At 64.0% G+C, this 12,878-nt stretch carries 6 protein-coding genes and 2 pseudogenes; 1 reads left to right on the top strand and 7 read right to left on the bottom strand.

The annotated features are described in order from the left end of the window. Positions 1-55 precede the first annotated feature (55 nt). The gene (locus tag GA0070214_RS10985) at positions 56-1,687 is read right to left on the bottom strand and encodes an Hsp70 family protein (RefSeq protein ID WP_244167658.1); all 1,632 of its coding nucleotides are present in this window, start codon (positions 1,685-1,687) and stop codon (positions 56-58) included. 451 nt (positions 1,688-2,138) lie between these two features. Further along, positions 2,139-2,515: pseudogene (gene tnpA / locus GA0070214_RS10980) on the bottom strand (IS200/IS605 family transposase). A gap of 39 nt (positions 2,516-2,554) precedes the next feature. On the opposite strand from tnpA, the gene GA0070214_RS32080 reads away from it, so the two are divergent. Beyond that, a complete protein-coding gene (locus GA0070214_RS32080) occupies positions 2,555-2,773 on the top strand; it encodes a zinc ribbon domain-containing protein (protein ID WP_208602711.1) in 219 nt (72 codons plus the stop codon). Positions 2,774-3,538: 765 nt separating this feature from the next. On the opposite strand, the gene GA0070214_RS10970 is transcribed toward GA0070214_RS32080, so the two are convergent. From GA0070214_RS10970 to GA0070214_RS31420, 5 genes and pseudogenes are all read right to left on the bottom strand, one after another. Further along, a complete protein-coding gene (locus tag GA0070214_RS10970; protein ID WP_244167657.1) occupies positions 3,539-3,718 on the bottom strand; it encodes a hypothetical protein in 180 nt (59 codons plus the stop codon). A 116-nt stretch (positions 3,719-3,834) separates the two neighbouring features. After that, positions 3,835-5,031 carry a response regulator gene (locus GA0070214_RS10965; RefSeq protein ID WP_167364242.1) on the bottom strand — a complete coding sequence of 399 codons (1,197 nt, stop codon included), beginning with the start codon at positions 5,029-5,031 and terminating at the stop codon, positions 3,835-3,837. Beyond that, positions 5,024-8,092, bottom strand: coding sequence for an ATP-binding protein (locus GA0070214_RS10960; RefSeq protein ID WP_167364241.1), 3,069 nt, complete (start codon positions 8,090-8,092; stop codon positions 5,024-5,026). Before GA0070214_RS10960 ends, GA0070214_RS10965 begins: the two co-directional genes overlap by 8 nt. A gap of 160 nt (positions 8,093-8,252) precedes the next feature. After that, positions 8,253-9,452 (bottom strand): annotated as a pseudogene (locus GA0070214_RS10955) (IS256 family transposase). A 453-nt stretch (positions 9,453-9,905) separates the two neighbouring features. After that, positions 9,906-12,830, bottom strand: a complete 2,925-nt coding sequence (locus GA0070214_RS31420; protein ID WP_139141814.1) for a coiled-coil domain-containing protein — start codon at positions 12,828-12,830, stop codon at positions 9,906-9,908. Positions 12,831-12,878: the final 48 nt, after the last annotated feature.

Genomic DNA, 12,878 nt, shown 5'->3' with positions numbered 1-12,878 from the left:
GCTCATTCCCCGCGCTCCCACCCGGTTACGCGGTCGCCGGCTGCGGCTCGTCGGCTCATCGGGCCGGCCGATGAGGTGGTGGGGCTTGTTGGCGCAGGAGGCGGGTCCACAGCTGGCGCAGCCACCATCCGGCCACGGCGATCGCGTAGATCACGCCGAGGATTCCCGAGGCCGGCCAGCTGACCAGCGCAGCGGTGATGACCGCCAGGGGCGCGCCCAGGATCAGCCGCAGAATCGGCTGGGACACGACCGCCATGACCGCGCCGATGCCGAGGAGCAGGCCGCCGACGCGTCCGGCGAGGTCGATCCACAGGAGCATGTTCGGCCAGCGGTCGGCGGTCAGCGAGTACTGGATCAGCGCCATGCCGAGCCCGGCGGTGATCACCGATCCGGTGGGGAACGCGAGCAGCTTCGACCAGCCGCTGGGTGGGGTGCGCCATTGCCGGGCCGCGACGAGAGCCATCACGGCGGCAGCGGCGACGATCGGGGTGATCGGCAGCAGCGTCCAGCGGAGGAAACCGCCGACGGGGTCGCCGATGTAGAGGCTGCCCAGGACGGCGTACATGCCGGCGACGGCGACGCCGAGGGATGCCGACGCCAGGATTCCGGTGCCGGTCTGCGAGCCAGGGCTCGCGGGTGTGCCGGTTGTGAGGCTGGTGCGGGCGGCGATGGCGGAGGCCAAAACCGTGCCGGCGCTGAGGCTGGCGATCACGGCGAAGACGGCGGCCACGGCAAGTTCACCCCAGTTGAGCAGCGCCCACTTGTACATGAGGCTGCCGTTCCACTCGGGGGTGAGCAGGAACTGGGAGATCAACGCGAGCGAGGCGAAGCCGGGCACTGCGATCGCGACCGCCCGCCGCACCGGCGGTACCGGCTCCTCCCCCACCGGCTGCCCGGCAGTGGCATCGGCGGCGCCGGCGTCCGCGGCACCGCGCGCCGCCGCCAGCCCAGGATCCGCGAGCACGACGGGGGTAATCCCGACGGTCTCGGTCAGCGCCTTTTCCAGCAGCGGCATGCGGGCGACACCGCCGACGCAGTAGACGCCTGCGAGGTCTTCGGCCCTGACCTCGGCGGCCGCGATCGCCTCGGTGGTCAGTTGGGCGGCGCGGTGCAGGATCGGGTGGGCGGCCTGTTCCAGCAGGTCCGTGTTCAGCACGATGGCTGATCCCTGCGGCTGAGGGATCGTGACCGCGACATGGTCGGCCAGGGCGTGCTTGCCAGTTCGGACGCTGGCCATCAGCGCCCACCATTCACCGTCACCTTGGGCAGGGCTGGTGCCGGCGAGCAGGCCGGCGAGGGCGTCGTCGATCGCCGCGCCGCCGGCGGCGGGGCCGGCCAGAGTTGCGAGGACCTCGAACCCGGCCGGGCCGCGTCGCAGGACGCTGACCTCCGCCCCCGCGCCGACGTCGCAGACCACGATGAACGATCCGACTGGCAGCTGCACGCCCGCGGCATTGAGGTACCCGGCGACCGCTACCGGCGCCTCGATCAGCGTGGGTTGGGGCAGGCCTGCCCGGTGCGCGGCGTGGCGCATCCACGTCCTGCGTCTCGGGCCCCACCCTGCTGGCACGACCAGCCGCACATCCTCGATGTCGGATCCGGCGACCTGCTGCGCCTCTTGGGCGACTCGACGCAGGGTTGCCGCGACCAGGTCGAGGGGATCGACGTCCGCGCCGGCGACGCTCAACCGTTGGTCGGGAGGCTGCCGCGGGGACGGAATGAACCGGTCAGGGGTAGTGGCGGTGGCCCGCCACGCCTGGTGGCCCGTCAACGTGGCCCCGTCTGGGGAGAGCAGAACGGCGCTGGATAGCCCGGGTTTCCCGTCGAACGTCAGTGGTGCCCATGTGCCGTCCGGCCACGCCACTACGGCGCTGGTGCTGGCGTTTCCGCAGTCGATCGCCAGCCGCGCCTGCCCCGCTCGCATAGATCTCAGTCAAACATGACGATCACCTTCACGTCACCCGTGAACTACTCACGGCCACGAACCAAGGTTCGCAGATCCGGCGGTGGCGGGTTCTGGGCCACCGAGCGCAGCATCGTCGACCAGGACGACGAAGGACACACGGTCATCTGCTACCAGGGCGTGGCTCTTCAGGGCGGGGGTGAAGGCCAGTGCGGGAGGGCCGGTTAAGCCCGCTCTAGCCTGGCCGGTTCTGCTGTTCGATGTACTGGTCCAGGATGGTCAGGGATGCACCGCCGACGGAGCTGGCGAAGTAGAAGCTGACCAGAGCTGGTTGGCTCGGTAGTAGTGGCGCATGACGTCGGGGAACTCCCGCCGCATCCGGCGTGATGACACGCCCTTGAGGCTGTTGACCAGCTTCGATAGGGCAACCTTCGCAGGGAGGTTGACCAGCAGGTGCACGTACTCGCTTTCGCCCTTGAACTCGATCAGCTCGGTACCGAAGTCTGCGCACACCGCCCGCAGGATCTCCTCCAGCCTGATCATGTGCTGGTCCGGGAACACCTTGTGTCGGAACTTCGTCACGAGGACCTAATGAGCGTGCTGGACGAACACGCAGTGTCTGCCGGTACGAACGGCGTCAGTCTGTCATAGATGTACGTCGAGGACCTGTGTGTGGTTGGTCTCGGCCGCACTCGGCTGGCGAAGTCGGTACACGATGTCGGGTGGGCGTCGTTCACGGCGATGCTGGAGTACAAGGCCGCCCGGCACGGGCGCACCTTCGCCAAGATTGACCGGTTCGCGCCGACGTCGCAGGCCTGCTCGGCCTGCGGCCGGCTCGACGGACCCAAACCGTTGAATATCCGGTCGTGAACCTGCCCGTGCGGGTCAGTCCACGACCAGGACGTCAACGCGACCAAGAACATCCTCGCGGCGGGACGCGCCGAGCGCCTAAACACCTGTGGAGCGCAGGTAGGACCGGCCCGCGCCGGCGCAGCGCCTTGAAGCAGGAATCCACCCGGACGCCGCGTGTTTCACACGCAGCGTCAAGGAAATCTCCGCCCATTAGAGCGGAGAGATCGTCAATGCCTCAATCCCCGCGACTGGTTTTTCGAGCCAGCTTGGAACTACTACCCGGACTGGCTCCTGCTCGCCGTCGATACCTACCAAGAGGTCCTCGGCCCCGCGCCGAATGCCGCCTGGGAAGGATGCAGGGACGTGGCTCTGGCGGCCGGGACCCTGGTGTCCACTCACCGATGTCGCTGTCCATGAGCCAACGCCCCACGGTCCTGCGGGTCAACGCATACGGCCAGCTGCACGCCGAGGACGAGCCGACAGTCCTCTTGCCCGACGGCAGCCAGATGTGGACACGAGACGGCAAGGCGCTCCCGCCACCGTGACCAGCGGCAACAGCCGGGCATGGGCTTCCCAGCCAAGGCCGCTACCGCTGAGCGGCGGCGCGAGGGGATGAGGGGGCAGCCAGACTCTCGAACCGAGCCTGGCTGCCCGTTCGCCGCGTCGCGCACACCTGTCCGATCAGCCTGGTAACGGCGTCAAAAGGTAGGTCTTGAGCAAGCTCTACAGGGCGGACTTCTCGGCCGACTGCAGGCCTAGCCCCCAGCTGCACTTAACGGTGATTCACATTTTGCTGTAGGTGCACCGGAGCGACGGCTGCCAGGTGGACGGGTCTTGGTCGCCCTTGGCCTGGTTGAAGGTGACGGCGATCAACTGCGGGTGGCTGAGGTCGTTGGCGAAGCTCTGCCGCCGGCTGGTGGTCCAACCGTTGGCGCCCGAGCGCCACGCCTCGGCGAGGGACACGGCCCCGCCGCACCTCTACACCCTGAACCTGACCAACCCGCATCTCAAACACGCTCTAGGACCCTCACCGGAACTCCAGAATGGTCAGGTATGAGCCACCGCGGTACGCAATCGAGTCAGTCCGCTCTGTATCGAATATCTTCGACGACCGTGGCCCGCGACGTTGTTCGTTCGCCGCGCTCAAGATCGAGGTAGCGTAGTTTTCCGGTAGCCGTTTCTGCGCGACTTCCGCTGTTTCGATAGCTGTCGAGCACGAAGACGTTCCATCGTCCTGGCATTTCTCCTCGCTCCGCGGTGACCAAGGGCCACATGTCGACCAGGGAGCCTTCCGTAAGGAGGTGAACATGACCTGTCTCTACAGGCTGGTCACGGGAGAGGCGGACTGACCCCACCGCCGACGCATTTCCGGAGATCGTCGCGGCGTCAACAAGAAACCGGCCATCCTTGTATTCGAGCGCGCCTGGCACGATCAGGCTTACGTGGGGCCAGTATCGGGCCAGTGCAAGGAACTGGTCGAGCCAGTCACCGACTAGGGGTAGATGTTCCTGTGCCCAGCGTTGAGTAGGGTCGGCACCGTGGTGCAGATCGTTGCGAAGCGTAGTGATCTCGTTTGCAGTGGTTCCAACGATGAATTCCAGCCATCGCCGCAGTGCGGAAGAGGGTAGGTCGTCCAGGAGTCGGCGACATAGGTGCTGCCAGGTACCCATGCTCGGACCGGCAAGAGAATCGACTAAAAGGCTCCGGCCGGGGCGGCCGCAGGCAGCGCACGCCGCCAAGGCGGCGAATCGATACACCGCCTCGACACAACTTACGGCAGCTCGCAGCTTGTGGATCTCATCGCTTCGCAGCGCCATCCGGGTGATAGGAATCGACAACGGGGAGGGAAGGTCTGTTGCCGCAAATTGCCAGCGGAGTCGAGCAGCCTCGCCAAGCGCTTCCTTGACGCGGTCGCACAACTCAGCTTGGGCATTGTCCTTGACGACGAAGTCGAAAGCGCCGAGTCGCATCGCCTTAATCGTTTCGGCTTGCCCGGCCTCGCCCGACAGCACGATCGCGTTCGCTGTGATCTGATGTTCGGCAAGTTTTTCCAGGAGCCAAAGACCGCCCCATTCTGCTGGCGGCATGCGGAGGTCCACAATGACGAGGTCGAACACTTCGGACTGAAGCCGGCGTAGTCCCGCTTCGCCGTCGTCGGCGAACCGGCATTCGACAGGCATGGGGTTGAGCAACTTGGCAAGCGTGCGGGCGACCTCACGTTGATCGTCGATGAACAGCAGCCGTGGACGTCGTCCCACGGGGATTGCTTCAGTCACGTGGCGAGTTCTCCTCTTCGGTGGGCAAAGTAAGCGGCAAGGCGACCAGCCACCCCCCTGCGGTGGTGTCGAGTGGCTGCAAGTCGCCGCCAAGCCGACGCAGGACGCGCATTACGCTTGGAAGGCCGAGTCCGCTTCCGTGACGCTTGCTGCTCGGGACCGAGGCTCCAGATCTAAGAGCCTGGATGACTTGCGGCGGTAGCCCTGGCCCGGTGTCCCGCACCTCCAAGAGAACGAGGTTGTCACCGGACACCACGGTGTAGTCGAAGGCGAGATCTCCTTCGTTGTGCATAGCCTCGACCGCATTTTTGACAAGGTTGTCGAGTAAACCCCGTAGGACGCTTCCGCTGACCGCTACGACGGCTGGTGGCGTCGTCGGGGGGATCACGCGGACTGTTGGCGGGAGGGTCCGGATGAGGTCGCCTGTGTAGCTTCGAAGGAACATAGCCAAGTCAGCGGTACCGCCTGCCGCGGAGGTGTACAGCATGTCGACGTCGGCAAGCCGGCTCGCGATAGTCATGGCTGCGTCGAGGTGCTTACTGGCGGCTAGGTCCGCCTCTCGGCGTTGGGTGCGCGTCGTCGTCGAGCTGTTTAGGGCCACACGCGCTGCCGTGACTTCGTTCTTGAGGTTGTGGATGAGCGCACCGAGTTCGTGGTCGTAGTCGTCGACGTTGTACGCCTGTCTGGCTGCCGCCCACAGCCAGCCCCCTGAGGACGTCGGGGTGCGGTTCCCGATCTTAATGCGGACCTCACGACCGGCGCGTGCCACAGTGATGTATGGTGTTGTCTCGCACACCAAAGCGATAACTGGTGACTCCAGAGGATCACGTGTCCAGTTGTGCTCTGCGAGAAGGCGAACGACATGCCCTGCCGGGCCGGAGGACAGGCTGGCGCGTACCGGTGCCCGCGGGCCGAGGGCTGCCGGCGTCGACTGTTGCAAAATCCGCAGGATGGCCGCTGCCGATCGCTTGTCGACCGGTGCTACGTCCGTTGGAGCGTCAACACCTACAGCAAAATGTTTCTTGTTCAACAGCGCCCAGTCCTGGAGAACTTGAACGAGATCTGCCTCATCGTTCGGGGAAAGCCACACGGCTTGCGCAGCGGATAGGGCCAAAAGTCCATTCCATGAACGATCCTGAAGGACAATCCTGTCGTCCTCTTCGGTCGACCGAATCCAATCAACGACCTGAGTGAGCGTCGCAGCGAATTGCGGTCGAGCTTGTGTACGTCGCACCGCATCGCCATAATATTCAGCAAGAGTTTCTAGGGCATCGGGCGGCGGCGTTGAGGTTACTGGAATTGCGCGCAGCATCTCGAGATTCCAGCGCCCAAAACTCTCCCACTGGCCAGCTGCAACGTACCTGGCGCCAAGAGCGTTTCGCCGCTGCAACTGCTGCCAGCGCGATCGACGCGTGGCCAGCGCGGCGAGTTGCCGTTCTATAAGAAGGCGTGCGATATCGTCGCGGTCACCCTCTACTGCATCGCCGGTACGCAGATGGTCCGCGTCGAGTACCGTCTGCGCTGCTTGCTTTCGGGCAGATTTTAGGCTAGGCCCGCAGCCAGCCGCCGTGACCACCGAGTCGCCAGCAATCAGACGGACCGTGACCTGATACTCAGAGCGATGGTCGGGGCCTGTTTTGTCACTATCCTCTTGCCACGTGAACTGCAGTTCGGCAGCCAACTCCTGCATGAGCGTAACCGGATCGAGCAGCGACCGACTGCTCTGCTCAAGCAGAAACCGCGAAACAACTACAGGAAGACGGCTTTCAAAAACAGACCATTCAGGTGCCTGCACGAAGGCTGCCGCCAACGTTGCCTGCACGAAATTCGCAGCCATTTCGTCACTCACTCCCACTGTCCGCTGCCCTGCACCCAACAGCGCCGCAGCGGGTAGTCCGAGTGCCGCGGCTAGTGGGCGAAGGTCGCTATCTGGCAGTGTGAGGGTTAACGAGATATCGGGGTCAGGCTTGCCGCTGGTGTTCAGCAAATAACTAGCCCTGGTGCGAGTGAAGCACGTCGCAAGCACCGCGCTTCCCAAGTTCGCCAACACCGCATTGCTGTCCAATCGGGTATCACCACGAGAGATGTTCTCGTACACCCAGGAGGAGTGGGTGAGGGCCTTCGCGAAGAGATACGGATCAGAGCTTCCGAACTCGCGCGCCAAACGGCGGTGTTCAGTGTAGATAGGCAAGGCACGACCGTCCGTGCGGGGTAGGGCGGATGAGCCAGCTGGCTCTGCCCGATTAAGCAGACCCTGCGCATGGGCTACGAGGTATGCCTGACAGGCACGTTGAACCGCTTGCTTCTTTCGCTGACCAGCGCCAACTGCTGATCGCCCATCCCTTGTCGTCAGCAACACCTCGAAACTCCGGGAATGGTCCGGACCGACTTCGGTAACCGAGTATTCCGGCGACAGTCTGCTGAAGTTCTTTTCGAAGATGCTTCGCCAGTCGCGGATATCCTCTGCTGCCGATGCCTGAACGGAATAGATATCATGAACGAGCGCCCGGATTCGGCGACCCGCTAGAAGGAGCGACCACCAGCCGAGCAACTGCAACGCGACCGCCTCGTAACTGCGGGCCACCTGACCGCGTGCTACCTGCTGAAGCAACATCTGCCGCTCACCAGAGCCAAACAGGCCGTGATCGGCAACGCCGAGGCGATCGGCGAGGATGCGACGAGCGGACGAGATCACGCGAGCCTTCACAGCGTCTCGTCGCGCAACATCCCACCCTTCCGCACGACCACCGATCGCCATTGTCAACTCGAGATCCAACACAGACTTGCCTACGTTCTCCAGTAACGACAGGCACGACGGCGACACGACCGGTGATAGCTCGCGGCTCTCGTACAGGGCCGAGGAATGATGCCTCGCGACCGTCAGCCAGCGGCGCTGGCCGACGGTGAGGCCGTCCCCGTCGCCGCCAATCGCTTTCGAGAGCAGCGGCCAAACGTCCGTCTCGACGACCGTGGACGGCAGCGCCACAATTGGCGGAAGACCGTGTGTCACGCGCCAACCCTTCCAGGAACGTGCCAGCGTGACAACCTGGTCGAGGCCCACGGTCAGCCTCATCGCATCCGCGCCCCACCGTAGAAGCCGTTTACCGGTCACGCATCAGCGTCCACCGTGCCGACCATCGGCGACAGTGGAGCCACGCGAGGACCGGACCATGTCATCGCGGGGTCTGTCGAACGAACGGTGTAACCCGGGATGCTGACGTCTACTTGCGGCCTGCGGATAGGCGTCCTTCGAAGGCGATGTCGAAGGCGTTCAGGGCTGGTTTCCAGCGCATTGTCCACCGCCGGCGACCCTGCCCTGTGGGGTCGAGGCTCATCACCGCGAGGTAGACGCACTTGAGCGCGGCGGCCTCGTTCGGGAAGTGCCCGCGGGCGCGGACTCCCCGGCGGATGCGGGCGTTGACGCTCTCGATGGCGTTGGTGGAGCAGACGACGGTGCGGACCTCGGCGTCGAAGGCGAGGAACGGTACGAACTCCGCCCATGCCTGCTCCCACAACCGAATGATCGCCGGATACTTCCCGCCCAAGCCTCGGTGAACTCGGCGAACCGGGCTCGGGCAGCCGACTCGGTCGGCGCGGTGTAGACGGGCTTGAGAGCCTTGGCGGTGATGTCCCAGTGCTGCCGTCCGGCATACCGGAACGAGGCTCGCAGCAGGTGGATCACGCAGGTTTGCACGACCGCTTCCGACCACACCTCGCCGATTGCGTCGGGCAGCCCTTTGAGCCCGTCGCAGACCACGATGCACGCGTCCGCGACGCCGCGGTTCTTCAACTCGGTGAGGACCTGCAGCCAGAACTTGGCGCCCTCGCCGCCGTCACCGGCCCACAGGCCCAGGATGTCCCGGGTGCCCTCGACCTTGACTGCCAGGGCCAGGTAGATAGGCCGGTTGGCGACCTTCCCGTCGCGGATCTTCACGTGCACCGCATCCAGGAAGATCACCGGGTAGACCGGGTCCAGGGGGCCGGTTCTGCCACTCGGTCATGCCCTCGATCACTTTGTCGGTGATCGTCGAGATCGTCTGCCGCGACACCTCGGCGCCGTAGACCTCGGCCAGATGGGCCTGGATCTCGCCCGTGGTCAGAACCTTGGCCGACAGCGAAATCACCATGTCGTCCACGCCAGACAGTCGGCGCTGCCTCTCCTTGACGATCTGCGGCCCGAAGGACCCGTCCCGGTCGCGCGGGTCGCCCTTGTCATAGCCCAGGTGACCGGTGATCTCACCCTCGAGCGCTGATTCCAGGACCCGCTTCGTGAGCTGCTGCAGCAGACCACCGTCGCCGGTCAGCTGCAGACCCGCCGCACGGGCCTGCTCCACCAGCTGGGCGATCAGCTCCGCGTCGACACCCTCCGCCGGTCGTCCCGGCCCGTTCATCGCCACCGCGGCAGTATCCACGGCGACCATCGATCCATCGGACATCAGGTGCTGCTTCTTGATCAGGAGTTACACCGTTCGTCAGTCCACCAGTACGAAGTCATCGGCGGCGTCGACACCCACGCCGACACCCCACCGCCGTTGTCATCGACGAGATCGGCCGGATGCTCGGCCACCGCCAGTTCCCCACTACGGTGGCCGGCTACCGGGCTCTGCTGGTCTGGATGAGCGAACACGGTCCCCTGCGGTCGATCTGGATCGAGGGCACTGGCAGCTACGGCGTCGGCCTGGCGCGCGACCTGGGATCCCGGGCGGGGTTCGAACCCGCGACACATGGTGGGTCGACCAATGCTCTCCTCGAACCTGTCGCGCGCTGCGCTTCCACGTTCCGAACCCTGGGTTGACGATCGTCTCACCCGCGGCAGCGCGGACTGCCGTCCACTCGATCTCGGTTACCGGGCAGCAGCTCCACCGAAGCCAACTTCAGCGCACCGCCACATCGTCGCCGCGACGAGGAGTGCCCGAATACGGGGACCCCTCAACGCTAGTGGCTGTTCCTTCGGGCCGCCCGAGGTTGAGGTACGGCAGGAAGGCCTCCAGTACCGCGGCTTCTTCGTCCCCGTGGCTGACAGCGGGAGGGGCGTTCAGCGGGTCTCTTGGCGAGGGACGCAGCAGCTGGATCATCGCGGCACCGTGACGGGCAACGCGATCGGTGTAGAGATCCTGGCAGGCGAGAACAACGGTCAATCCATATCTCTTCGCCACCTGCTGAAGCACCGCCGACACCCGAGTTAAGTTTGGGCCGTCGAGGTTATTGCCTGACTCGTCAAGAATTAGCATGCGGCCTTGAGGGCTTGTCGCAGCGACGAGCGAAGCGGTGGCCAGAAGAGTGTGGAGGATAATCAACTCGGCCGTATTGGGCGGGTTCGAGTATTCGACCGGCTTTGCGCCGGGCGGCAGCCATTGCGGATGAAGTTCCCATCGCAGTGGCTGGCTTGTGTCATTAAGATCCGAGTACCTTGGACGCAAGGAAACGGGATCCCGATGAACGGCAGCCAACAGTTCGTTGAGCTTGGATTCGATGTCGCGGAATGACTGCGTGATGATTGCGATCTGATTGTCACGGAGACTGTTGATCCACCGGCGAGTCTCGGCGGTCTGAGTTTCGGCCGCTTCTATCTCGCGTTCGTTCTTCTTACGGTTAGCGAGGATCTGCTCCTCTCTGACATCGTCCTCGACCCCGTACCAGTCAAGCCAGGCGCGGAGGGGTCTGGAGACCCCGTCAAATGGCCTGACGGACTCAGTGAGTGCCCGAGAGTCATCACACCACTTATGGAGGGTATGCAGTCGGGAGTTCAAGCCCGCATGGAGCTCGTCAGAGCCGGCCGGGACAGAGTCCGCGCTAGGGCCGGCGACGCGCAAGCTGTCGCTTGTATTGCCAAGGACCGCCTCGATCGCTTGCCGCAAAACGCTGCGCGCTTCATGGAAGTATGCATCACGGGTGGAGTCGTCCAGCGTAATCGCCGCATTGGCGATATCGAGGCTTGCACGGCGCAGGTCGGCGAGTTCAGCAGCTTGCCGCCAACGGTCCACGACGCCTTTTTGGATGCGGCCCTGCTCGCGCACCACCGCCACCCTTTCGAGCAGCTCTCCCAGGCAGCCTGTTTGGTCCGATCTCAGCTGGCGGATCTTGGCGCCGAGTTCCCGCCGTTCTTTGTCCACGTTCTTATATTTGTCGTCGGCGTCCCGGCTTACATCCGCGGCGGACGACTCACGTTCCTTTGCCTCATCGACCAGTCCCGCCAGCTCTCTCTCACGGCTCTGGAGAGCGTCCAGCTCGGCTTCTGCAACCGCAAGTTCAACCGTCGCCTTGGCGGCGGTCAGTTGATTAGTAGCTGTGGTGAGGCGCTCTTCGGCCTCTCTTTGTGCCTGCTCCGCAACCTCTAGTTCGGCCTTGAGCCCAGCGAGTTCCTTCTCCACGGCTTGGACTGCCGCCTGACGATCGGTTAGTGGGATGTCGTATCCGCCAGGTATTTCGAGTGCGAGGCCCGGGTCGGTGATCCAGTCCGGTCCGTCGGCGCGCGTCCGTCTTTCAAGCTCTTGCAGGAAGCGTGTAAGGATGCCGTCTTCGCCCGGTTGTGCCTTCGCGGTAACAAGATTCTCCTTGTCGCCGACCACCAGGAGGGGCGTACCTGGGTGGTCGGCGAGGACAGCTCGAGCACGCTGGTGATCTGCTCGCGCAACGACAACCGCATTGGCGTACGGGCTCAGGCGGGCCTCCCAATGTGCGCGGGCGTCATCGTCCAGAGTTACGACGTCGATCACTGACACAGCGGCGATGTGTTCGGCGCCCAGTGCACTGAGCGCCGGCCCGGCGGGGCCGCCCCGACCAGCGCGAAGCTCTTCGAAACGCAGGCCGGCATTTTCGATAGACTCTTGTACGCGCTCTGCTTGTCGGTCTGCCGTTCGGCCCGCTCTGCGGGCCTCATCCAGCTTGAGTTCGGCGTCGGGCACGGAGAGTCCAGGTGCGAGCGCCGCCGCTTTGCGCAGGTTCCTGATTTTCTCTTCACAGCCGGTCAGTTTGGTTGCAATACTGCCAGACTCTTTTAGAAGGTCTTCTTTGGCTCGCTCGGCCGCACCATGAGTTTTTCGCGCGTTGTCGAGTTCTCGAAAAAGGTCTTCGCGCGACGGCAGATTTGAGAGTTCGCCTTCCGCATTTGCGATTTCTTGCTTCTTGTCATTGATATCGCTTTCGAGCTTGGTGATCTTGTGTGCGAGATCCTCGGAGTTACTATTGGCCACCAGCGTGCCCAACGTGAGGTACAACTGCCATGATTCGGCCGCATTTTGGAGGAGCTTACGAGAGGTTCTCCTGGCTCCGATGTCACGTAACTCTTGTTCCTCTCGCTGATACTGGAATTGATGATCCGCCTTCTTGCTCGCGAGCTGTGACTCGCTGGCGTCGAGGTCTTGGCGGAACTTCCGTTCGTTCTCTACCGCTTGGAGTTTACCAGCTAGCGTGATGACCTGCGTCGCAAGATCCTTGGGCCGGAACGGCCTCTGCCCCAAGGCAAGGAGACCACGGTCCTGGTTTTCTTCACTTCCCCGAGCTCTAATATAGGCGACGCAACGCGGTGTTTTTCCGAAGAGTCGCTCGGCGTAGGTTGTGACCGTCAGTGGCTCGTTCTCTCGGAGGTTGCTCCAGACGTGGTTGGCCCGAGCGACTCTTGCCTCTTCACTGTCGCCTTCAACGAGAAGGATGCCTCGACTCCAACGCACCTGAATGTAAGTGCTGGAGTGCCGCTCTATGCGCATCCATACGGTGACAGCGTCATCGAGCCTATCCGGATGAAGGTACACCCCGGCGATGTAGCCGTGCGGCGCGTCGGCATACCGTACGTCGCCCACGCGGGCGCGATTGTGGTCGAATAGAAGCCTCGCGGCGCTAGGGCCTAC

It is taken from the genome of Micromonospora chaiyaphumensis (genome assembly GCF_900091435.1).
Classification (GTDB): Bacteria; Actinomycetota; Actinomycetes; order Mycobacteriales; family Micromonosporaceae; genus Micromonospora; species Micromonospora chaiyaphumensis.
This window is presented reverse-complemented; position numbering and strand designations above follow the sequence as displayed.